The 21,578-nt window shown below is 45.4% G+C and carries 24 protein-coding genes; 10 read left to right on the plus strand and 14 right to left on the minus strand.

Translation table 11 applies throughout. The annotated features are described in order from the left end of the window. Positions 1-77 precede the first annotated feature (77 nt). Positions 78-476 (minus strand): GFA family protein, encoded by a 399-nt coding sequence (locus R7E78_RS19660; RefSeq protein WP_017633774.1) that lies wholly within the window; start codon positions 474-476, stop codon positions 78-80. A gap of 265 nt (positions 477-741) precedes the next feature. Between R7E78_RS19660 and R7E78_RS19665 the strand changes: the two genes are divergently transcribed. The 5 genes from R7E78_RS19665 to R7E78_RS19685 all read left to right on the plus strand — a co-directional run bounded on the left by R7E78_RS19665 (position 742) and on the right by R7E78_RS19685 (position 5,639). Next, on the plus strand, positions 742-1,713 hold the full coding sequence (locus R7E78_RS19665; protein ID WP_005388181.1) for a tripartite tricarboxylate transporter substrate binding protein: 972 nt from the start codon (positions 742-744) through the stop codon (positions 1,711-1,713). 238 nt (positions 1,714-1,951) lie between these two features. Continuing rightward, positions 1,952-2,446, plus strand: coding sequence for a tripartite tricarboxylate transporter TctB family protein (locus R7E78_RS19670; protein WP_065274568.1), 495 nt, complete (start codon positions 1,952-1,954; stop codon positions 2,444-2,446). 19 nt (positions 2,447-2,465) lie between these two features. Further along, positions 2,466-3,992, plus strand: a complete 1,527-nt coding sequence (locus R7E78_RS19675) for a tripartite tricarboxylate transporter permease (RefSeq protein WP_005388177.1) — start codon at positions 2,466-2,468, stop codon at positions 3,990-3,992. Positions 3,993-4,271: 279 nt separating this feature from the next. After that, positions 4,272-4,787 (plus strand): adenylate kinase, encoded by a 516-nt coding sequence (locus R7E78_RS19680; protein WP_054728525.1) that lies wholly within the window; start codon positions 4,272-4,274, stop codon positions 4,785-4,787. 81 nt (positions 4,788-4,868) lie between these two features. Next, complete coding sequence (locus R7E78_RS19685) at positions 4,869-5,639, plus strand: sulfite exporter TauE/SafE family protein (protein WP_054575024.1); 771 nt, start codon at positions 4,869-4,871, stop codon at positions 5,637-5,639. 293 nt (positions 5,640-5,932) lie between these two features. Here R7E78_RS19685 and R7E78_RS19690 read toward each other — a convergent pair whose 3' ends face one another. The 13 genes from R7E78_RS19690 to sctW all read right to left on the minus strand — a co-directional run bounded on the left by R7E78_RS19690 (position 5,933) and on the right by sctW (position 16,772). After that, positions 5,933-6,904, minus strand: coding sequence for a TAXI family TRAP transporter solute-binding subunit (locus tag R7E78_RS19690; RefSeq protein ID WP_005388171.1), 972 nt, complete (start codon positions 6,902-6,904; stop codon positions 5,933-5,935). Positions 6,905-7,109: 205 nt separating this feature from the next. After that, entirely contained in the window at positions 7,110-8,114 is a 1,005-nt protein-coding gene (gene vopD, locus R7E78_RS19695; protein ID WP_005377262.1) for a type III secretion system translocon subunit VopD, read from the minus strand. Between the two features lie 10 nt (positions 8,115-8,124). After that, positions 8,125-9,324, minus strand: coding sequence for a type III secretion system translocon subunit VopB (gene vopB, locus R7E78_RS19700; protein ID WP_005377260.1), 1,200 nt, complete (start codon positions 9,322-9,324; stop codon positions 8,125-8,127). Between the two features lie 7 nt (positions 9,325-9,331). Next, positions 9,332-9,817 (minus strand): SycD/LcrH family type III secretion system chaperone VcrH, encoded by a 486-nt coding sequence (gene vcrH / locus R7E78_RS19705; protein WP_005377258.1) that lies wholly within the window; start codon positions 9,815-9,817, stop codon positions 9,332-9,334. A gap of 12 nt (positions 9,818-9,829) precedes the next feature. After that, entirely contained in the window at positions 9,830-11,653 is a 1,824-nt protein-coding gene (locus tag R7E78_RS19710) for a virulence-associated V antigen (protein WP_318058173.1), read from the minus strand. A 10-nt stretch (positions 11,654-11,663) separates the two neighbouring features. Further along, on the minus strand, positions 11,664-11,948 hold the full coding sequence (locus R7E78_RS19715) for an LcrG family type III secretion system chaperone (protein ID WP_005377254.1): 285 nt from the start codon (positions 11,946-11,948) through the stop codon (positions 11,664-11,666). Positions 11,949-12,008: 60 nt separating this feature from the next. Next, complete coding sequence (locus R7E78_RS19720; RefSeq protein ID WP_053304394.1) at positions 12,009-12,422, minus strand: LcrR family type III secretion system chaperone; 414 nt, start codon at positions 12,420-12,422, stop codon at positions 12,009-12,011. After that, entirely contained in the window at positions 12,422-14,548 is a 2,127-nt protein-coding gene (vcrD, locus tag R7E78_RS19725) for a SctV family type III secretion system export apparatus subunit VcrD (protein WP_086013006.1), read from the minus strand. Before vcrD ends, R7E78_RS19720 begins: the two co-directional genes overlap by 1 nt. Continuing rightward, positions 14,532-14,873, minus strand: a complete 342-nt coding sequence (gene vscY, locus R7E78_RS19730) for a type III secretion system chaperone VscY (RefSeq protein WP_005377248.1) — start codon at positions 14,871-14,873, stop codon at positions 14,532-14,534. The genes vcrD and vscY overlap by 17 nt, the downstream gene beginning before the upstream one ends. Before the next feature lie 5 nt (positions 14,874-14,878). After that, complete coding sequence (gene vscX, locus R7E78_RS19735) at positions 14,879-15,256, minus strand: type III secretion system protein VscX (protein WP_005377246.1); 378 nt, start codon at positions 15,254-15,256, stop codon at positions 14,879-14,881. Further along, on the minus strand, positions 15,253-15,627 hold the full coding sequence (sycN, locus tag R7E78_RS19740) for a type III secretion chaperone SycN (protein WP_005377240.1): 375 nt from the start codon (positions 15,625-15,627) through the stop codon (positions 15,253-15,255). Before sycN ends, vscX begins: the two co-directional genes overlap by 4 nt. Continuing rightward, a complete protein-coding gene (locus tag R7E78_RS19745; protein WP_005377239.1) occupies positions 15,614-15,898 on the minus strand; it encodes a TyeA family type III secretion system gatekeeper subunit in 285 nt (94 codons plus the stop codon). The genes sycN and R7E78_RS19745 overlap by 14 nt, the downstream gene beginning before the upstream one ends. Next, complete coding sequence (sctW, locus tag R7E78_RS19750) at positions 15,879-16,772, minus strand: type III secretion system gatekeeper subunit SctW (protein WP_017821331.1); 894 nt, start codon at positions 16,770-16,772, stop codon at positions 15,879-15,881. Before sctW ends, R7E78_RS19745 begins: the two co-directional genes overlap by 20 nt. Before the next feature lie 185 nt (positions 16,773-16,957). Between sctW and vscN the strand changes: the two genes are divergently transcribed. Genes vscN through vscR form a run of 5 tightly spaced genes read left to right on the plus strand, consistent with a single transcriptional unit; the run spans position 16,958 to position 21,565 of the window. After that, positions 16,958-18,280, plus strand: a complete 1,323-nt coding sequence (vscN, locus tag R7E78_RS19755) for a SctN family type III secretion system ATPase VscN (protein ID WP_017821332.1) — start codon at positions 16,958-16,960, stop codon at positions 18,278-18,280. Next, positions 18,277-18,738 carry a type III secretion protein gene (locus R7E78_RS19760; protein WP_025768127.1) on the plus strand — a complete coding sequence of 154 codons (462 nt, stop codon included), beginning with the start codon at positions 18,277-18,279 and terminating at the stop codon, positions 18,736-18,738. The genes vscN and R7E78_RS19760 overlap by 4 nt, the downstream gene beginning before the upstream one ends. Positions 18,739-18,747: 9 nt before the next feature. Next, a complete protein-coding gene (locus tag R7E78_RS19765; protein ID WP_213908120.1) occupies positions 18,748-19,953 on the plus strand; it encodes a type III secretion system needle length determinant in 1,206 nt (401 codons plus the stop codon). Next, positions 19,950-20,918 (plus strand): SctQ family type III secretion system cytoplasmic ring protein VscQ, encoded by a 969-nt coding sequence (gene vscQ, locus R7E78_RS19770; RefSeq protein ID WP_025768125.1) that lies wholly within the window; start codon positions 19,950-19,952, stop codon positions 20,916-20,918. Before R7E78_RS19765 ends, vscQ begins: the two co-directional genes overlap by 4 nt. After that, the gene (gene vscR / locus R7E78_RS19775; protein ID WP_005377232.1) at positions 20,915-21,565 is read left to right on the plus strand and encodes a SctR family type III secretion system export apparatus subunit VscR; all 651 of its coding nucleotides are present in this window, start codon (positions 20,915-20,917) and stop codon (positions 21,563-21,565) included. Before vscQ ends, vscR begins: the two co-directional genes overlap by 4 nt. The last annotated feature ends 13 nt before the right edge of the window (positions 21,566-21,578 follow it).

The raw sequence follows: 21,578 nt of genomic DNA on the forward strand, positions 1-21,578 counted from the left end.
TGTCGACAACTTATAAACCTTTAAGCTTATGATCTAAAGACTAAAAGCTCAGCTGTCGAACAATAATCGGATAAAAACTATTCTTTAGGTACAAATTGATCAAAGACTTGTTGCGAAGTCATCTTTTGTGAAGCGGAATTGAGGTCATAATAAGCTGGCTTTTCATCGGTAAAAATCTCTAAAGTGAGTTTGAAATCTGGGTTATCGAACAAACCAGCGGAAAGAATGTACTCACCTGTCGGCAACAAATGGTAGAAAAGGTTTGTACCACACTCACCGCAAAACCCCCTCACTCCCCAGTCTGACGACTGATAACGTTTAGGTTCGCCACCTTTAAACGTCACGTTAGGCCCACAATGCACCGCATGAAGTGCGCCACTCGACCATTTTCGACACATAGAGCAATGGCACAGGCTAACCTCATTTTTAACCTCAGCGATGACTTCAATTGCGCCGCACAAACACGTCCCTTTCATTCTCTTTTCCTCGTTCATTTCCGTCATTTTATTATGGCCTACCAAAGCGTAAAGCCGCGTGACCTAACACCAACTTCTCGCCGTGAACTTTATGAACAAAATAACCGAAATGCTCAATATTCTCTTTATATCTCTTTTACAGACAGATATTTAACACTTAATTAACCTTTACACCAAGTTCAGCTTTAACGCTTACAAGGCATGACAACTGAGCAAAAACAATAAGGCTCAACTAAATAGAGTCGCTAACATAAGGAACGTGAACATGTTAAAGGTACTCAAACCAACGCTCGCCGCTTCAATCATCGCAGCTTCATTTTCATTCAACGCTCTTGCTGCAGATATTGAAAAAATGCACTTTCTTATCCCTGGAGGTGCCGGTGGCGGTTGGGACATGACCGCCCGAGGTACTGGTGATGTATTAATAAAGTCAGACATCGTCGAAACCGTATCATTTCAAAACCTATCTGGTGGTGGCGGTGGCAAAGCAATCGCACATTTGATTGAAACGGCTGATCGTCAAGAAGATACACTCATGGTGAACTCAACACCGATCGTCGTTCGTTCGCTCAGTGGGATCTTCCCACAATCTTTCCGCGACTTGACACCTGTTGCCGCAACGGTTGCCGATTATGGCGCCATTGTTACATCAGCCGATTCTCCTTATAGCTCTTGGGAAGATGTCGTTAAAGCTTTTAAAGAAAACCCACGTAAGGTGAAGGTTGCTGGTGGCTCTGCTCGTGGTTCTATGGATCATTTGGTTATAGCAGCAGCTTTCAAAGGTGAAGGTTTTGATGCGCGCAAAGTTCGTTACATTGCCTATGATGCAGGTGGAAAAGCCATGGCTGCCCTACTTTCAGGCGAAACACAACTGCTCTCTACAGGGCTAGGTGAAGTACTCGAAATGTCTAAGTCTGGGCAAGTGAAAGTGTTAGCGATTACAGCACCAAAACGTTTAGAAGCTGCGCCTAACATTCCAACTCTCACCGAATATGGTAATGAAACTGTCTTTGCTAACTGGCGTGGATTCTTTGCAGCACCAGGCACAAGCCAAGAAAAGCTAGATGAATGGAATGCCGCATTTACTAAAATGTATAACACCGACGAATGGCAAGTCGTTCGAGACCGCAATGGTTGGATCGACAACTATAAAGCGGATAAAGCATTCTTCGCGTTTCTTGAAGATCAAGAGCAACAGATGGGTGACTTAATGCGCGAGTTAGGCTTCCTGAAGTAACAGTCGAATTGGGGTCCCTCAGATACCAACCTCAATGAATAACGTAGGTTGGTATTTCCCCATTGTATTTGCACTCTAAGTTTCACCGCATATGGACATTGTCGACAATCGGCATGCACACTCCTTTGTTTATATACCCAAAGCGGATCGACTAGCAGCGAAATGCTTAATTGTTAATGGTTTAGTTTATTCATTGACGTCCATATGCGGTCTTTTTTACTTTTGTTAGGAGTTGAATATGCCTCGTTCAACCAACTTTTTCACCAAAGAGTATTTACTCTGTCGTGACCGCGTCGGCGCAATGATCTTTCTACTCTTCTGTCTTTGCTACGGTTATCAAACCTCGCAGATTCCATTGTTTCCAGGTGATGAGTATGAACCATTCACCGCACGTACTCTGCCAACCATCCTGACTTACGTTGGTGTCGGCCTTTCTTTGCTATTGCTGGTGACAGGACAACCAGATAAACAAAGTGGCGCAGTGCTGACCTTCAATTGGAAGTTACTGATTGCCTTTTTAGTTTTAATGGCACTCTACGGCGTGGGCCTGACGTACTTAGGTTTTGTGATAGCTACTGGCTTCTTTTTATTGGCTGGCTTTTATCTGCTCGGGGAAAGACGTAAACCCGTTCTGTTTGGCGCGTCGTTTCCATTCGTGATCGCGTTCTACTTATTACTCACTCAAGGTTTGGACATCTATCTCGAACCGGGTTTGATTTTCACCATCTGGTAGTCAAAGAAAGGACTGAATTATGTTAGATGGAATTCTACAAGGTTTATCCACCGCAGTAATGCCAATGAACATTATGATGGTGATCGTTGGTTGCTTCGTCGGTACATTTATCGGCATGTTACCTGGACTTGGGCCGATCTCAGCCATTGCTTTGATGATCCCAATTACTTATGGCCTAGAGCCCTCCTCTGGCCTTATTTTAATGGCGGGTGTTTATTACGGTGCGGTATTTGGTGGTTCTACATCGTCGATTTTAATTAACGCGCCGGGTTGTTCTTCAACCGTGGTCACAGCATTCGACGGCTACCCAATGGCTCAAAAAGGCCAGGCAGGTAAAGCATTAGCTTTGGCAGCTTATTCGTCTTTCACTGGCGGTACGCTATCTGCCATTATGTTGCTTGTTGCCGCACCAGCATTGGCTAGCGTCTCCCTTAGCTTCCAATCGTCGGACTATTTTGCGTTGATGCTACTTGGGTTATCAGCAGTCGCGGCTTTTGCGGGGAAAGGTCAGGTAATCAAAGCGTGGATGATGACCATTCTTGGTTTGATGCTATCTACAGTTGGAATCGATAAAGGCGTAGGCGTTGAACGCTTTACCTTCGGTTTAACGGATTTAATGGATGGCTTTAGCTTCTTGTTGCTTGCAATGGCGACATTCGCACTGGGTGAGACACTGATGGGCATCCTTAAACCATCAAAAGACACCAGCGATGAAGAACAAGAAAAGCTGAGCAACATTGGCTCAATGAAAGTGACCAAGGAAGAAATCAAAGATGTTGCGCCTGTTTCAATTCGCTCTTCAATATTAGGTTTCTTCACTGGCGTTCTTCCTGGCGCAGGGGCAACCATTGCTGCTTTTTTAAGCTATGGTATGGAGCGCAACCTCGCACCTAAAGAGAAAAAGGATGAGTTCGGTAAAGGCAGTATCCGTGGTTTGGTTGCGCCAGAGTCTGCGAATAATGCAGCATCTAGTGGTTCATTTGTACCGCTATTAACGCTTGGTATTCCGGGCTCTGGTACAACAGCAATAATGCTCGGTGCGCTGATCGCTTATGGTATTCAACCTGGCCCTCGCCTATTTGTTGAACACCCAGATGTGTTCTGGTCAGTGATCATTTCCATGTACTTCGGCAACATCGTACTTGTGATCCTGAACTTACCATTGATTCCGTACATTTCAAAGCTTTTGGCGGTTCCAAGAACGGTGCTTCTACCGATGATTTTATTCTTCTCAATCACCGGGGTTTATTTGGTCTCTTTTAACACTATGGATGTGTTCGTGATGCTGATTGTGGCTATGGCTGCCATTGCACTTCGGCTCGCTAACTTCCCGCTCGCACCTTTATTACTGGGCTTCATCCTTGGAGGATTAATGGAAGAGAACTTACGCCGCGCATTAATGATTTCAGATGGAGAACTGAGTTTCCTATGGGAGCGTCCTATTACCCTTACCTTTACTGTTTTAGCTGTATTGGTATTGGCAAGTCCACTAATCGTAAAGCTGATTCAAAAGTTTAAAGCACAGCCAGTCAGCGTTGAGCAGTAATCGCTGTCTCTTTCAACCTAGATAAAGCCATCCATCGTGATGGCTTTATCTTCCGCCCTCCAAATCGTTCGCTTATTGTGCAGATGGTATTGACAAATCACTGTCGTTATATGAAGGTGATTGTATGAACACACACTTAGCGCAACTTAACCAACGAATTATCATCATTCCATAGGAATGGTGGGATTTTTTGATGCGCTCAGTATTTATCGAACCCACCCATAGCGGTGGGTTTTCTGTCTCTACCGTATGGGAAAAGCTCTCTTGGAGGCGGTCACAATGCAAAAAATAGCAGTTTTTGGTAAACCCGGCAGTGGAAAATCGACGGTAAGTAAAGCAATCGCGTCTGCTACCGGTCTTCCTCTTCATCAATTAGATTCAATAGTCTATAAACCAAACGGTGATCCCGTCGAGCGTAACGTTTTTGATGAAGCCCATAGCAATATACTAAGCTCAGATCGTTGGATTATAGATGGCCTTGGACCGATCAGCTCTTTCAACGCTCGTTTAGATGCAGCCGATACTCTCATTTATATTGATCTACCATACTCCGTAAGCTATTGGTTTGTGACGAAACGTCTCCTTAAAGGACTATTCATAAAACCTGAAGGTTGGCCTGATGGTAGTTCGGTACTGAAAGGAACGTTACAAAGCTACAAAGTTCTTCAGCAATGCCCCGCATTCTGGAATGATGACTTTATGTATCGCCTCGAAGGGTACTCTCAAAGTAAAGCCGTTCATGTCATCAAAAACGTTACAGAACTGAACAATTTTGTTTTAGAGCGGGTAAAGTAAACCTCATATCAGAACATTAGAGCATGTAGGTTAGATCATCTGAAGCTCTAACAATGAAAAAGAACATAACAAGGATTGTTTATGCTTTTAGAACTCTCACTTTTATTCATTGCTGGCGTAATTGGTGGGATCATTAACTCCATAGCGGGAGGCGGAAGCTTTATTACTTTTCCGGCTCTATTGGCAGTTGGTGTTCCTCCTATTATGGCTAACGCAACAAACACATATGCTTCATGTGCGGGTTACATTAGTGGAGCCGTCGGGTTCAGAGAAGAGATCATGAAGAACAAGCATGAACTGCTGTTCACAGTCTCATTCAGTTTAGTCGGCGGCGCTGTCGGAGCATATCTGTTGCTCAACACGCCAGAATCGCTATTTATGGAAGCCATCCCTTGGTTACTCTTATTTGCCACCGTGCTTTTTCTCACCGGTTCTCGTTTAACAATGCTAATCAAAACTGTCGCGAAAGAGCACAAACATGCTGGCATACTCGGAGCAATCGCGTTGGGTTTACTACTTGTTGGTGTCTCTGCTTACGGTGGTTTTTTCAACGCAGGTTTAGGGGTTATTGTTCTGAGTTATCTGGTAGTAGCTGGTCACCAAGACATTAATTTAATGAACGGTTTGAAATTGCTCGTATCTACGTGTGTTTCACTCATTGCTATCGTGATTTTTGTTGCCAATGGCTCCATTGATTGGCACACAGGTAGTGTTGTTTTGGTCGGTACGTTGGTAGGTGGGTATCTTGCAGCTCGTGTATCTCGTCAACTGAATCCCAATCATGTTAAAGGGTTTGTTGCTCTTTCTTCTATTCTCATCACTCTCTACTTTTTCATTGATGTTTATGTTTAAGCAAAACTTGTACAAGTGGATAACACTCCTACAAAAACACCAGCGCGAAAGATTAATGCAGATAGCTTAACGATTTTTTGTGTCACTCCAGCGAGGTTAGGAATCTAATAGCACTACACTGAGCGGCTAATGAAACCATTTTGATCACAAAGTGCTCGGATGGAAGATCCTGTATCACGCTCCTTCGTCGCTGTACAGGATGACGAGAGATAGAAATATGCCACTCGCAGTTAAACGAGTGGCATTGATCGAGAAAGATGGCGTTTTACATCAATAATAAGAGAAGGTAACGCTTACTTAATCAGCCCTACTTCTTTGTAGTATTTGAGCGCACCTGGGTGAAGAGGCGCAGATAAACCGTCTTTTACCATTTCCTCTTTCTTCAAGTTTGCAAACGCTGGGTGGAGACGGCGGAAATCATCGAAGTTTTCAAATACCGCTTTAACCACGTTATAAACCACATCTTCTGGTACCGCAGTAGAAGAAACAAACGTCGCGCCCACACCAAAGGTTTGAACATCACTATCTGTGCCACGATACATACCACCCGGGACATTTGCGACACGATAGAAGCTGTTGTCTGCAACCAGTTTTTCTACATTAGGTCCAGCTACCGTTACGATATTACTATCACACGACGTAGTGGCTTCTTTAATCGCTCCACTTGGGTGACCAACGGTATAAATCATCGCATCAATTTTGTTATCACAAAGTGCTTTTGATTGCTCTGCTGCTTTTAACTCAGAGACAAGCTTAAAGTCGTCGTTACTCCAACCATACTGGTTCATTAGCACTTCCATAGTACCTCGCTGACCAGAACCAGGATTACCAATGTTAACGCGCTTACCTTTCAAATCATCAAAAGTTTTGATGTTCGCGTCTTTACGTGCAACGACAGTAAACGGTTCTGGATGAACGGAGAATACGGCGCGTAGCTCTTTAAAAGGCCCGCTTTCTTCAAACTTACTGGTTCCTTTGTAAGCATGATACTGCCAGTCTGATTGCGCGATACCGAGGTCCAATTCACCAGCACGAATAGTGTTGATGTTATAAATCGATCCCCCAGTACTTTCTACCGAACAACGGATACCGTGATCTTCTCGCGATTTGTTAACCAAGCGACAAATAGCGCCACCAGTCGGATAATAAACCCCTGTTACTCCACCGGTACCAATCGTGACAAACGTTTCCTCCGCAGACGCAGAAAAGCCTGTTGTGAGTGCAGCCAAAGAAGCCGCAAGTGCGATTTGCTTAAACTTAAACATTGAACATCCCTTTTACTTGTGTTGATGACCGTTTAAGTATAGCAATCGTTAACAATTTGATAACGTTTAAGTTCTCATCCTTGGAGGTTGATTTATAGATATATACTTTTTTATCAACTTAACCTACTGATAAATAGCATTTAGACTTGAATCCCATAAAAAAAGCGTTGTATAAACAACGCTTTGTAGTTAGTGAAACGGATGGTTACACCGTTGGGACTGATGCTCGCCACGCTTGGTTCTGGCTATCTGAGATAGATCGGAACAAGTCACGTAGCTCTTTCAATAAGCCTTCTTGGAAACCAATGTTTTCATCGGCTTTCTGTTTGGCTGCTTGTGCGCGAGTCGCTTGTACTTCATCATCTTTGCTGCGCGCTTGCGCTTTGGTTTGCTCTACATTCGATGCTGAGTTTGCCATCTGGCCCAAAGCTTGAAGAATCGCGTTCTTCGCTTGGTTTGAGCTCATCAACTTATCGAACTTACGGCCACCACTTGTCAGCTGCGCTGTCGTGTCTGCGATATTGTCTTTCGCTAGTGAGTGCGCACGCTTAACCTGATCTTGCTGCGTTTTAGACAAGCTATTGTTATTTAATAACTCTTCTGCTTGATCGAAGCCAGCTTTTTGCGTTTTAAGTACATTATTGCTCGCCATTTCATTCTTGATTTCTTTCCCTGCTTTGAAAGAACCAAGGGCACCAATAATTGCGGTAGCACCCGCTAGTACACCCGAAACGACTGCCATCGCGATCATCGCGCTTGCCGAGTTGTTGAGTTCTGCCGCTTGGCTTTCTAAACTCGCGACGTTTGCTTCAACAGCAATTTCACGTTGTAGCACTTGCTGCTCACGGCTCAGCTTTGATACTTGATACAACAATGTTAATAGCGTCAACGATTGTGATACCGCATCTGATGGTGACTTGATCACCTCCTCACCGTTAAGCGCTTTCATCGTTGTGCTCATTAATGAGCTCACCGTCGGTGCAAGAGCGCTCATTAGGTTTGCAACAACTTGAGCTTGGTTACTCACTGTAGGAGCTTTAGGTGTCTCTAACTGGTAGCGTGCTGCACCAGAAACACCTGACTCACTTTGGCTTTTAACGGCGCCCGCTTCAAGCTTTGTTTCCGGCGCTTTTTCTGCTTTGTTGGTTTTAATGGTGTCGCCTAAACCGTATAGTTCACCACGACCCGTTCCGCCTACTTTATCTAGCATAATAAACTCCTTATACCGTTGCAGGACGGCTTAACACCGTTTGCATAGTTTCACTTTTCGCTTGAATCATTTGCATGATGAGACTCATCAGCTCTTGGAAGTCTTCCATCAACTTACCAATCTCTTCTTTGAGCTTATCAATGACAGCCTGGCTTAACGTCATTTTGGCTCGAAGGTCTGTGATATCAGCCTGAATCTCTGTCACGTGAGCATTGTTAGCAGCGTGGACACTGTCCGTTGCGCCTTTACCCACGTTGACGGCAAGATCGACGGTTTCTGCGCCATAACGAATCGCTTTCGCTGTTGTTGTCGCAGCTTTTGTGCCCATATCCGCCACTTTCGCCATGTTTGCAGCGGCTTTCGTAGCGATTTCCGTGACCTTTTGAGCTACCTTACCAGCACCTTTTGCTGCAAGTTTCGCGATACCGCCAGCAGCTGCACCACCAAACGTCACAACAGCTCCGATAACCGCGACGGCGATTTCTAATGCCATTACGACTTTGTTTAGCACATCGACATTTACGCCCGCTTCTTTTAGCGCATCTTGAACGGCTGGCTCTTGCAACGCCATGCTCACTGCTCCCATGACGCCACCAGCGATCATAAGTGCACCGGCTGCTGCACCAACACCCGTTGCCACCATTACGGCACCAACAACAATAGAAACCACCGCACTGATCCAACCAAAGATCTTCGCTGCTAAGCCTGATTTTTGGGCTTCTTTTGCAGCGGCTTCCGATTCTTTGATTTTGTCTTGGTTTTCCACCATCTCTTTTTCGTGCTTAGCTTTTGCGACCTTCACTTCCTGAATTTTCAGCTCGTTTTGAGCACTTTTCAGTTTATCCGTGATAGCAGCAAGCTCTACTTCAAAATCATCAGCAGATCCTGCGATGATTTTGACGGCAATCGAACCTGTTTGGTCTGCAACTGCATGGAGAGATTTTGCAATGGTATCGACGATCTTTTGCAGCTGTGCCATGGCTTTTAGCGTCAAATCATTCACTTTGTCACTAACAGCTGCGTTAGGTGCATCTAACTGAACTTTTACTTTTCCGGTGTTCAGTACATCTGCATCTTTACTCTTCACGTTTTCTACCGTCACAGAAGGCGTCGCTGTAGACGCCGTTTTCTGCACGTTATCTAACGTGGCTTGGCCAGATTCAGGGCTATAAACCTGTGTCTGGATGCGGTCAAGTGCAATAGAACTCATAGTCTAATTACTCCTTTTTATTTCTCACCGCTTCTAACATGATGCCTGCACGCTCATGCAAATCTGCATATTGTGATTTTCCGGCAGACATCTCCTTCGCGCTGTAAAACCCACTCTCTGCTTCTGTCAGTTGTTCCAGTTTAAGGTGACATTCAGCAGAGTGAAAAGGTGGGCGTGGATCATTTACGTCCACTAGCGCTGCGTAGCTGTAGGCGTCTATTGCCTGCAGATACTCACCCAACTCCTGACGAGCCGCGCCAAGGCCAATGAAAAATCGCGCCTGATAATGATCAAGCATGCTGAGTAATTGAAATACTTTCGCTGCTTGCTCAATCTTTCCCGATTGGAAAAAGTTGTAACCTACGGCATAAATGTGTTCGATGGTGTCCTGAGACACATCGTGCAACATTTTTAGCGTGCCTCCCTCTTCCAAAAAAGACAGCAGTTCTTCTGCTTGCATTTGAGATGGATCGGTCGCGTTTGTTTTAGTCATGGTTGGTTATCCTTAAATGGCTCGTAGGATTTCTTGTAAAATACTGTGGTACTTCTGAACAAACTTGTTCATCGCTTCAACGGTCGAGTTGTATTGAGAACTGGTGTCGTTCAGCTCAGTGGTTTTGATTTGCACTTCATCGTTAAGCAACTTGGATTTAGCACTGACAGAACTAGAAAAATTAGACAGCTTTTTCGACTTCTCTTCGTCTTGGTACGAAGCACCATCACCGATAGTAATACCTTGTGTTTGAAGGAAGTCTCGATGGTTTGTTATCTTATTATCCGTCAAATACTTGTACTCAGGTGAAGCTTCAAAATCCGTTTGATTGCTGTAGTTAAAGTCACTCGCTTTGAAGTTACTTTCTGGATATCCCGGTTTATAAACCCCATCAACACTTTGCGTAGAGTGAATTTTTGATTGCACAACACCAAAAACTTTAAGCTGTATTGTGAGATCCTCTAATGCCTCTTTCTGGTCATTACGTTTCTCTAAACGGTTAACACGACGCTCATTTAGTGCAAGCAGCACTTGCTCATCAAAACGGTCTCCAATGCTGGACTCAACAACGGCCAACAAATCACGAGCCGTTAGAGAGTGCTCTGCTCTCACCTCGCGATCCGCTTTCTCTTTATCGGTGATATTGAGTAGACGCTCTTTCAATGCCCCTAAGTTTTTGCGCAATGCCTCGTATCGCTCAGTAAATGAAGCCCCGGTAGATTCACCTTTTACTATTTTTTCAAACTGTAATCGGATATCTCGTTCGGTGTTTTCTTTGAACAAATTAACTTGAGCTGCCGTTATTTGTGTCTTTTGGACATCGGCTATCGCGCTGTCCTGGTAAAAGTCATCGATTTCTATATTTGTTAAACTCACCGCGAAGTTGGCGAACAGACTAGAAAGGGTCAAAGGCTCAGTTCCACCAATGACAGTATTAAGTGTTGCTTTTAGATTGTTCGTTCCACTCGCCTCACCATAAGCTGCGCTATATTGGCCTTTCACTTGAGCGGCCATTTCATCTAACGCTTCTTTAAGCTGCTGTTTAGAAATACCAGGAGTCCAGGTAATTCTGCTAGCTAGCGCACTTGCGTCATCGGTGCTTAAAGTAATACCAATGCCTTGAAAACTACTTTTTAATTGAGCTGAGACTTGAAGGGCGAAACTCTCTTTAGTCAACAGAAAGTCCGAGCTCTTCAGTTGCGCGAGATTAACGGAACCTAAGCTACTAAAGGCATTGCGAAGAAAAGAAATAGAAGCATCTCTCACTTCACGGGAACCCATTTGATTAGCAAGCTCTGCAACAAAAAGAGAAATTTCTTTGGTGGCATTAGCCAGTTCTGTCTCGGAGAGGTTGGCGATCTGCTCCGCTTGGTTACTCTGGGTGCCCAGATTAAATTGACTAACAAACTCAGTAGATAACGAGCTATCTACGTTTTCCGTCAGTAGCTTACTAAACCAAGCCTGAAACTGATTTGATAGCGTTTGGTTTGTTTGAGCATTAAACTCGGCTGCGGTTAATTCGCCATCTGAGTTAGCACTTTGTAGCGACTTTATCCAAACAGATGCGGTGTCGGTCAATGATATACCAGCAAACGCGTTATTTTTCGCTTTTAGGTTTTCAAGCGTATCAACATAAAGCGCGATGCTTTGTGATTCCGTTTGTCCCGAGATAGTTGGCAATGAAGAGATTATCGAGGCAAGTTGCTGAGTCTCTGCTTCACCCAGTACAGGGGTAAATGCCTCTATCAAGTTTTGTTGGAAAGTGGGTAATGGTGCACTACTCGCAGCTGTGTCTGTTGCTCCTGTCGTAGAGCCAGTCGTTTTCATATTCGTCATTTCCAAACCTCTAAATCATCATGCCGCGCATCACTGTGGGACGCTTTCTGCGTTTACCTGACGTACCTTGTAGCTGAGTTTGTTGTTGCCGGCGGCGCTGGACTTCGTCTATTAGCTCTTGCTCTGCACGTTTCATGGTATCTACTGGCGCTTTTATGCCGCCAAGTAAAACATCCCCCGCAACAGGACCAACACCTAAGCCTTCCAATAGCTCGTTAAAAATATCGGTTCTGTCTTCAGCTTTTCTAATGGCAAGCTCAGCGTTCTCAATCGCATCGGTAAACGGTTGCTTCATCTTGATTCCTATCTTAAAGCGGGTCATCTCATCGGTGCTGTCAGTAACAGTCGTGAGTTTTTACTTTTTCAACTTTTTCAAAGGTCTATAATCTGCTAGGCGTAAACAGTACCAGTCGTCTAGCTCATCATGGCTTGCACCGCATGCTTTTAGATAGAACTGTGCCAATCGCTGGCTGCTCATGTTGCTACCACGTAACACATCGACATTGCCGCGAATGACCCAATCGGAGGGATAAAGTTGAATGGCATGTTCAGCCAAGAGAAATAAGCCGGCAAAGGGGTTACTCAACCCCAATTTTGGACGAACGCGTTTCAGAAGAACGATGATGATTTCACCGTCCTCCACCCGAAAAACGAGCTCTAAGCCTTCAACTTCAATTCGATAACCAAGTTGAATTTCACTTTGTTGCCAAAAGTATGGCGTCACTTCGATCCCCGCTTGCGCCAGCGAGAGTATTAGTTTTGTTTTCATTACATCCCCACCCTTCCAAGTGGCTGAATATTGATTTGCTGGGTTAGTTCTTGAAATGACAAAACGGGCAGATCGTAGTATTCCGATTCAATAAGCTTTCGCACATATCGGCGTACATCCATAGACACAACTAGCACAGGTTTGTTCGGCATGCGGCTTAAGTCACCAATGGTCTGTTTCACATCACTGACAAATTGTTGCGTTACTGACGGATCTAACGCCAAGTAACTCCCTGCTGAGGTTTGACGAATACCGCTGCGTATCGTGTCTTCGAGATTTTGATCCAATAAGTAAGCGGGCAACATGTTTTGTCCGCTCGCGTATTTGTAGCAAATGTAACGTTTTAAGCTAGAACGAATGTACTCCGTCAGCTGTACAACATCTTTCTCTTTTTGGCCCCACTCAACCATCGCTTCCAAGATCACGCGAAGGTTTCGGATAGAAATGTCTTCAGAAACCAAGCGTTGCAAGATTTCCGTCATTTTTTGCAACGGAACAATACGCTGGGCCTCTTTAACGAGCTCCGAATAACTGCCTTCCATCTGCTCCAACAGATAACGCGTCTCCTGAATACCAATAAAGTCTTGTGCGTACTCCTTAAGAACATGAGACAAGTGGTACGTTAAAATCCTGTCGGGTGTGAGAAAACCGACATGACTGGCTACGAGTTTTTGCTCATAACTCTGTGCCACCCAAATGCTAGAAATACCGGGTAGAAAATCTTCATCTTGCTCATAAGGCACGCCTAATAAGTCGATCTGCTCATTCCCTTCTGTCACCAAGAGTTGGTCTTTTACAATTCGTCCTCGTGCAACCGGAACTTCTTGTAACTGAATTAAATATTCGCCATTTTGCATCCCCTCGTTAAAACGCAGGTGGATACCCGGGAAAGGCACGCCGAGGTCGAGATATAGTGCGCGCCTCACCCTTGCTAGCTCTTCATTTAATGCGACCGCTTCCAAGCTTTCCTGAAGGCTCGCGTCAAGATCAATCAACAGCGGGACCGTCATGGCGAACTCTTCTTGCTCACCTAACTTACCTTTACTGTTTCTAGAAGGCGTAGGTTTGCTTGGCTTCGCTGCTGGCGAACCGGCCCCTTGCGAAACAAAGCTTGATAAGTCGGTGCTATCTGATTCCGCTTGTTTTTTCTGTTGATAGAAAAGGAAGAAACCACCACCACCAACCACGGCGGCCAAGACCAGAAAAGTGATTTTTGGAAACCCAGGGATGAGTGCGAACAGCACCAAAAGCACACCACCAATAAGAAGTGCTCGTGGCTGAGCAATCACCTGCCCACCAATATCCGATCCAAGATCAGAAGAGTCTTCATGAGAAACACGCGTCACGATAATACCGGCGGTAATCGCGATAAAGAGTGCCGGGATCTGCGATACCAAACCATCACCAACGGTCAAAATCGCAAACAATTCAAGTGCTTCAGAAGCACTCATGCCTTTTTGCGTTACCCCGATCGTGACGCCACCTAAGATGTTGACCACAATGATGACCAGACCCGCAATGGAGTCGCCTTTAACGAACTTCATCGCGCCATCCATCGAGCCATACATTTGGCTTTCTTTTTCAATCAGTGATCGTCGGTGCCTAGCTTCGTGTACGTCAATTACTCCGGCACGCATGTCACCGTCAATACTCATCTGCTTACCAGGCATCGCATCGAGTGAGAAGCGCGCACTAACTTCTGCTACCCTCTCTGAGCCTTTGGTGATCACCATAAACTGAACAATGGTAATGATCAGGAACACAACAATACCGACCACTAAGTTACCGCCCACAACGAAGTTACCGAATGTATAAACGATTTGACCAGCATCGCCTTGTAGCAAGATCAAGCGGGTTGTCGTGATAGATAAAGACAGACGAAACAATGTCGTGATCAATAGCACCGCAGGAAATGCAGAGAACTCAAGTGGCGTGGTGATGTAAATCGCTAACATAAGCAGCACCACCGCAATGCTCATGTTGGTGCCAATCAGTACATCCACCAGTGCGGTAGGAAGTGGCAATATCATCATAAAGACGATCGCGAGTAACATCACCGCAAGCATGATGTCTTTGCGTTGCCCTACTTTGTTTAGAATATCGATCAACTTATTCATGTGATTCACTATTTAAAGATTGCAGATAGCGTCGGTGCGCTTGGCGTGCCCCATCGACGTCATTTTGTTTCCAACGCGCTTGGCTTAAACAAAACCAGAGTCCTGCCGAGTCAGGATGAAGGTCGGATTTTAATAAGTGCTCACACACCTCAATCGCCCGGGTATATCGACCACTTTGTAAACACGCCACAGCAAGTGTTTGCATCGCCTCTTTGTGCTGCGGTTCTATTTCTAGAACCGCATCGAGAATAGAAATGGCATGCTCTGGCTTTTGGTATTGAACTTGTAGCGCAGCGTGAACAAGTAAGAGTTCAATGTCTTTGGATCTCAACATGTTGGTTAGACCTGGATAAGGAGATTGAGCGCCATAGTGAGGTAACGCTGATCAAGTTGTGTACTTTGTAGCGTTTCAGATGCTTTGATAAAAGAAGCGGAGCCTGAATCCTGTGCAAGAACTTGCAGCTGAGCTAACGTTTCATCAAATTGTTGACGGTATTTTTCTGGACGCAACAACTCTGAGTGCAGCAGCTTGGGCTTAGTTAACGCGATGAGATATTGGTCTGAAGGCCGGAGGTCATAGAGCTTCTCTAAATGTGTAGCGACCGCCTGACCATCAGGAAGCAATTGAAATCGCTCTGGGAAATCGGCCTTAACTTCACTATGAGTAACATGCGTAAAGGCTTCGATGCCTACGTTTAAAGTGCTGACTCGAGTCATGAGCCTGCCACATCGTTATGTAGACGAGCCAAAAGCGTAAACGCTTGCTCTAAGGTCGGAAGTGTTACTTCTTCTCCTTTTAGCCTTGCTGAAAAAACCAGAGTTTGTTCATCTAACAAGCCGGTTTTAATTTCGAAAGGCCAGCCTTGATCGGCATGACACAAACACAGTGCACTTTGAATAATGTCACTGGTTTGATGCCAAGATAACGCTCGAGACAACATCAAGAATAACTGCTCACCCTGTCGCTCAATATGCAGCGTACCACTTTGCTCAAAATCCAGCTGCACCCGTCCAGCTGATGAGAAATCGACGGCATCGAGCCCCATTCCTCGGCAAAATTCATCGACGGATGCATCAATCCAACTCATCTTCCCACGCTTCCTCTTCTTCTATATCAATGGCTTCGTCTAGCGCCTTTTGTACCGCTTGGATTAAATTCTGTCGTTGTTCTTCATCGGCGAATACGTCAATTGGGATTGCGCGAACTAACTTATGGAACTCTCGAAAAAAATCGATTTTTTGTTCTACCGCCGTCAATTCCATTGCGTTGGCGACTTTCCATATCTCATCACTGCTTACCCATCGCTGCTCTACCAACGCAATCACATCAGCCATCAAATTAGAAACTTGATAAGCCATAATTCGTCCTTTCCGGTTTAAACATTTGGAACAGCTGACTCACACGATCTTGCAACGTATTTAGAGTTTTGAGTTTTTGCATATCGGACATCAACCACTGCAACTTAACCGAATCGATACTGCTACCTTGAACACTAAGATCTGCACTCATGCCTTGCAGCATAAAGTCAACAGCGGTCGATACCTCCTGCTCACCAAAGCGCGCCACCACATCTTGATAAGCAGCGCCGAGCCCTTGATAACTATGAACGGTATCGCGGTAGAAGCCGCGCAGCTGATGCAAAGAGCTAAACTCTTGCTCTTGGCTATATTCATCAGCAAAATTTGAGACACGGATTTCCGTATCAATTTGAGACCATGTATCTGGGTTTTGCTCGATTCTTAGAAGTGCTTGGTCAATCAGCGCTAGTAGGTGTTTACTTTCTGGACTCGCACTCAAAAACTTTTTAACGGCTTTTAGCGCGAGGTATTGATGGCTTTTCTCCTCGGAAAACCCATTCAAGTAGGCTTGTAATTGCGCGATGGTCGAGATATTTCCTCCCGCCATTTTTGTAGCCAAATCTTTGATCTTTTGATTCTTTTCAAGATCAGGGACTTTTCTTAAATAGTCCGAAACGAGTTCATGTGCTTCATTAACTCGAACACCACTGTCTTTCACTTTGCGCTTAGTCAGATCTTTCTCTGCTTTTTCGGAACCGAGTGAAGTGAGTTCTTCCATCGCATCAAAAAGTGATTGTGTAGCATTGTGAACACGGACGGTTTCACCGCGATAATTGCCTTTTTGTGAAACGTCGGGGCGAGACGATTCCAACCCGTTTTGGATAGACGCATCAAACTTTGGATTTGTTGCGATATGATTGTTGATAATACTCATTCACTTGCACTCCTTCCGCACAATACAGGCGAATTATAGAAAGTGCGCTTTGTTGAAGCTGTCAAAATCAGACGTGTTTTTTTAGTGCGCTTTCAGTTTTCTAAAAACTCCCGACTGATATTCACTATAAATTGATTCTTATACTTTCTATCCTCTCAACATCAATCATTGCGCATATTTTTACCTTGAACGATTTCTCATACATCACTGATATCCAACAATCTGCGATTAAACACACGCGTTTGATCCAAATTCGCGGGCGCGTTACACAAGTCACCGGCACCATTATCAAAGCTGTCGTCCCTGGCGTTCGTGTAGGTGAACTGTGTGAGTTGCGCAATCCCGATCAAACTCTGTCTTTGTTAGCGGAAGTGGTTGGCTTCCAGCAGCATCACGCTTTGCTCACCCCGTTAGGAAATATGTTTGGGATTTCCTCAAATACAGAAGTAAGCCCAATGGGCAAAATGCACGAAGTGGGTGTTGGCGACCACCTGTTAGGTACAACGCTTGACGGGCTTGGACGTCCTTTCGATGGTACGCAAAGTCAGGAACCAAGTGCTTGGTATCCTGTTTATCGCGATGCGCCACCACCAATGCAACGTAAACTAATTGAAAAGCCAATCTCTCTTGGCGTTCGATCCATTGATGGGCTACTGACCTGTGGTGAAGGTCAGCGCATGGGTATTTTTGCAGCGGCTGGCGGGGGTAAAAGTACCCTACTGGCAAAACTGATTCGCTCCGCAGAAGTTGACGTGACCGTTCTCGCCTTAATTGGTGAACGCGGACGCGAAGTGCGCGAGTTTATTGAGCATGACCTAGGCGAAGAAGGAATGGCCAAATCGGTTTTAGTGGTCGCTACCTCTGATCGCCCAGCAATGGAGCGTGCCAAAGCCGCTTTTGTTGCCACTTCTATCGCAGAATATTTTCGTGATCAAGGTAAACGCGTGCTACTGCTGATGGATTCTGTAACGCGTTTCGCCCGCGCACAGAGGGAGATTGGACTAGCCGCAGGCGAGCCACCAACACGACGTGGCTATCCGCCTTCTGTTTTTGCCGCTTTGCCAAAGCTGATGGAACGAGCTGGACAATCAGACAAAGGATCAATTACAGCACTGTACACCGTGTTGGTGGAAGGTGACGACATGACGGAGCCTGTCGCGGATGAAACTCGCTCAATTCTAGACGGGCACATCATTCTCTCGCGCAAACTTGCGGCAATGAACCATTACCCCGCCATTGATGTACTTCGGTCAGCAAGCCGAGTGATGAATCAAATCGTTGAACCCGATCATCAGGCGTCTGCTGCTCATATTCGCGAAATGTTAGCTAAGTATGAAGAAGTTGAGCTGCTAATCAAAATTGGCGAATACCAACATGGCGCAGATAGTCGAGCGGATTTGGCCATTGCACAAAGTGATGATATACGCGCCTTTTTACGCCAAGGCACTCATGAACCAAGCGATCTTGATGGCGCTATCGCTCAACTTAAAGGGATGGCGAAACAATGATAGAACGCTTATTAGAAATCAAAAAAATTCGCGCTGAACGTGCGGATAAAGCCGTCAAGCGTCAAGAATACCGAGTGTCAAACGCCGCAGCACAGGTTCAAAAGGCCGAACGTTCTGTCGCGGACTATCACGTTTGGCGCCAGGAAGAAGAAGAGCGACGTTTTGCTAAAGCAAAACAACAAACACTCGTTCTCAAAGAGCTAGAAACATTAAGACAAGAAATCGCGTTGTTAAGAGAGAGAGAAGCCGAACTTAAACAACGTGTGGCCGAGTCAAAAAAAGCGCTTGAAATCGAACGCTCGGCACTTAAAGAAAAGCAAAAAGAGGCGCGACAAGCCCATAAAACCAAAGAAAAATTCGTTCAGTTGCAGCAACAAGAAGTCGCGGAAAAATCGCGAGAAAGGCAATACAAAGAAGAACTCGAACAGGAAGAGTTTCGCACTGTCGACATTATCTAAAGGTTCACTATGCGCATTACCCCAACAACTGAAACATCGAATACGCTGCACAAATCAACGCCGGAACAAGTGCCTCTCGAGAAGGAGGCCGAGCTTCAATCACAATTCGAGCATGCAATGACGAAGAAGCCTAGCAAGGGAAAGGAGTCTATCGTTGGGAATCCCCAAAAAAATCATACTGGCGAAGAAGACATACCGCTAAGGCATAAGACATCTCAAAGTCTAGATAAGAAACATAACCTATCGAACCAAGAAGCCAACGCTGACAAAAACATCTCCACTTTAAAAGGCAAAAGTGACGTCGTTACTAAGAGAGACGTAGAGAAATCGCAAGACGACGCAGCAAATAGCGAAGAAATAATTAGCGAAAACAATAAACTGCTTAAAAATGACGGAAAAAGCGATGGCGACACAGTTCTAAGCTCCCCTTCTACCGAGCTTGTTGATCCTCACTTTCAAGCTCATTTGAAAGATGACAAACCGACGCCGATGGATAAACGTATCTCACCGGATTGTCTCTCTACGCTTGAATCTGGCTTGCTCCCCCAAAGTGCGACAGCGACAGAGCTCGCTCAAGATGGGATTAACATTGTTGGCTTAACAGAAAAGCAAACTGAAACAGCGCACAATAAACGCGCAACTCATTCGCTACAGAATACAGGCAAACGATTAGACCAAACTGATGGCCTGCCTGAAACCAAGCCTCTTGAAAAAATCGAGACGAAAAGCGCACTAGTCACCGTTAAAACGGATGAAGAAAAAGTACCTTCTCAGCCCTTTGCAAGTGCGGTAACACAAGGCGATGTCATCCTAAAAAGTGTTGCTTCGCAGGCTCAACCGAGCCCAACGCGAGACGTAAACCAATTACTCCAGCAATTGGTGGATAAAATCTATGTTGCTCTGCCAACCGCATCGGACAACAAAGAGGTTCGGCTGTTTCTAAGTGAAGGACAATTAAAAGGTGGCGAAATCCACATCAAGTTGGACGCTCAAGGGTATAGCGTGACGATTCGACAAGAGCATGCCCTTTCCATTATTAGCCAGCAAGCTAGACAAGATCTTGCTGAACGGCTAAACCGATTCGGTGGTGAGCAGCCACTTCGCTTAGCGATCAGCGAACAAACTCAACAGCTCGATCAACAACAACATGAACAACAACACTCACGCCAACAACGCAGCGTGTATGAAGAATGGCAAGCGGAGAATGACCTATGACACCGTTAATAATACCCAAAGTGGATGCAGAAAGTATCGCGCTCAGCAATCAACTTTGTGCAAAACAGTGCCACTTCCAAGGGACTGATGGTCAGAGCGTATCGATTACTGTTGCTCAAATCCCTTCATTTGAAGGGTTCCGTTTAACCACGTTGATTGGAGGGCAAACCCTACAAGTAGACTTTTCTCGTGCGCAGCTCCAACATTGGCTGAAATCGACCTTAAATGCTACTGCGTTTGAGTCCCTGCCTAACTCCCTCCAGTTAGCACTTTTGAGCTCACAGATAGAACCGCATAGTGAGGCAATCAAAGCGCTATTTGGTCAGTTACCCATTCTTAGTCAACTACAGCCGTTAGAGGCGAGCCAGGCCCAAGAGCATACTTTAATGTTAACCCTCAATAAGCCTAACGGCTCTCTTTGTTTGTGGGTTAGCGAAGGATCAGACGTGTTATTGGATGCGCTACCAAACAGCGCTGCTCTACAAGCTCGACACCTCGCTTTACCTGTGTGGTTAAGTCTTGGAAGGACCCATTTGACGTTAAGCGAATTTAATTCGCTCGAGCTGGGAGATGTCATCTTTTTTGACGATGGTTACATCGCCAAGCAACAAGCCATTTTTCAAGTATCTAACCAGAATCTCTGGCGCTGCCAGCTAGATGACCAAACTCTTCACATTATTGAAAAAGAAACCAATATGAATGACGTAAACACTTCAGAAATGTTAACCGACCACCAGCAACTGCCTGTGGAACTCACGTTTGATATCGGCCATCAAACCATCACGCTAGAGCAGCTTAACCAGCTTCAGCCAGGGTACGTATTCGAGCTAAACCAGCCTGTATCTAAGCCGGTAACATTGCGTGCCAACGGCAAAATCATTGGTGAGTGTGAACTGGTTAATGTTAACGAACATTTAGGTGTGCGCGTACTGGAGCTGTTCGGTGGCACGCAGGAGCCAGCATGATCCAGTTACCCGACGAGCTCAATCTCATTGTCAGCTTAGCACTGCTGGCACTGATCCCATTTATCGCCATGATGGCGACGTCGTTTGTGAAACTCGCCGTTGTATTCTCACTGCTGCGTAACGCTCTCGGTGTACAGCAAATTCCGCCGAATATGGCGCTTTACGGATTGGCTATCATTCTGTCAATTTTCATCATGGCTCCCGTCGGGTTTGAAACCTACGACTACGTAAAGCAGCATGATATCTCCCTTGAAGATTCTGCAAGTGTAGAAGGCCTCATTGAAAGCGGTTTACAGCCTTATCGAGAATTTTTGAAAAAGCATATTCGGGAAACCGAAGCCATATTCTTCACTGATGCTGCACGCACATTGTGGCCACAGAAGTACGTAGACCGTTTAGAGTCGGACAGCTTATTGCTCTTACTGCCCGCATTTACCGTCAGCGAGCTTACTCGCGCTTTTGAAATTGGCTTTCTGTTGTACTTACCGTTCATAGCTATTGACCTAATTGTGTCGAATATCCTACTCGCGATGGGGATGATGATGGTATCGCCAATGACGATTTCCCTCCCCTTCAAATTGTTGCTTTTTGTCTTGCTTGACGGCTGGACAAAGCTCACCCACGGCTTAGTGTTGAGTTACGGTTAATCACGGAGAAAGT

Source organism: Vibrio sp. YT-19(2023), assembly GCF_033337395.1.

What these genes read in the sequence shown, in the direction of transcription:
- R7E78_RS19660 (WP_017633774.1), bottom strand. Translation starts at nt 476, where the DNA reads ATGAAAGGGACGTGTTTGTGCGGCGCAATTGAAGTCATCGCTGAGGTT.
- R7E78_RS19665 (WP_005388181.1), top strand. Translation starts at nt 742, where the DNA reads ATGTTAAAGGTACTCAAACCAACGCTCGCCGCTTCAATCATCGCAGCT.
- R7E78_RS19670 (WP_065274568.1), top strand. Translation starts at nt 1,952, where the DNA reads ATGCCTCGTTCAACCAACTTTTTCACCAAAGAGTATTTACTCTGTCGT.
- R7E78_RS19675 (WP_005388177.1), top strand. Translation starts at nt 2,466, where the DNA reads ATGTTAGATGGAATTCTACAAGGTTTATCCACCGCAGTAATGCCAATG.
- R7E78_RS19680 (WP_054728525.1), top strand. Translation starts at nt 4,272, where the DNA reads ATGCAAAAAATAGCAGTTTTTGGTAAACCCGGCAGTGGAAAATCGACG.
- R7E78_RS19685 (WP_054575024.1), top strand. Translation starts at nt 4,869, where the DNA reads ATGCTTTTAGAACTCTCACTTTTATTCATTGCTGGCGTAATTGGTGGG.
- R7E78_RS19690 (WP_005388171.1), bottom strand. Translation starts at nt 6,904, where the DNA reads ATGTTTAAGTTTAAGCAAATCGCACTTGCGGCTTCTTTGGCTGCACTC.
- vopD (WP_005377262.1), bottom strand. Translation starts at nt 8,114, where the DNA reads ATGCTAGATAAAGTAGGCGGAACGGGTCGTGGTGAACTATACGGTTTA.
- vopB (WP_005377260.1), bottom strand. Translation starts at nt 9,324, where the DNA reads ATGAGTTCTATTGCACTTGACCGCATCCAGACACAGGTTTATAGCCCT.
- vcrH (WP_005377258.1), bottom strand. Translation starts at nt 9,817, where the DNA reads ATGACTAAAACAAACGCGACCGATCCATCTCAAATGCAAGCAGAAGAA.
- R7E78_RS19710 (WP_318058173.1), bottom strand. Translation starts at nt 11,653, where the DNA reads ATGACGAATATGAAAACGACTGGCTCTACGACAGGAGCAACAGACACA.
- R7E78_RS19715 (WP_005377254.1), bottom strand. Translation starts at nt 11,948, where the DNA reads ATGAAGCAACCGTTTACCGATGCGATTGAGAACGCTGAGCTTGCCATT.
- R7E78_RS19720 (WP_053304394.1), bottom strand. Translation starts at nt 12,422, where the DNA reads ATGAAAACAAAACTAATACTCTCGCTGGCGCAAGCGGGGATCGAAGTG.
- vscY (WP_005377248.1), bottom strand. Translation starts at nt 14,873, where the DNA reads ATGTTGAGATCCAAAGACATTGAACTCTTACTTGTTCACGCTGCGCTA.
- vscX (WP_005377246.1), bottom strand. Translation starts at nt 15,256, where the DNA reads ATGACTCGAGTCAGCACTTTAAACGTAGGCATCGAAGCCTTTACGCAT.
- sycN (WP_005377240.1), bottom strand. Translation starts at nt 15,627, where the DNA reads ATGAGTTGGATTGATGCATCCGTCGATGAATTTTGCCGAGGAATGGGG.
- R7E78_RS19745 (WP_005377239.1), bottom strand. Translation starts at nt 15,898, where the DNA reads ATGGCTTATCAAGTTTCTAATTTGATGGCTGATGTGATTGCGTTGGTA.
- sctW (WP_017821331.1), bottom strand. Translation starts at nt 16,772, where the DNA reads ATGAGTATTATCAACAATCATATCGCAACAAATCCAAAGTTTGATGCG.
- R7E78_RS19760 (WP_025768127.1), top strand. Translation starts at nt 18,277, where the DNA reads ATGATAGAACGCTTATTAGAAATCAAAAAAATTCGCGCTGAACGTGCG.
- R7E78_RS19765 (WP_213908120.1), top strand. Translation starts at nt 18,748, where the DNA reads ATGCGCATTACCCCAACAACTGAAACATCGAATACGCTGCACAAATCA.
- vscQ (WP_025768125.1), top strand. Translation starts at nt 19,950, where the DNA reads ATGACACCGTTAATAATACCCAAAGTGGATGCAGAAAGTATCGCGCTC.
- vscR (WP_005377232.1), top strand. Translation starts at nt 20,915, where the DNA reads ATGATCCAGTTACCCGACGAGCTCAATCTCATTGTCAGCTTAGCACTG.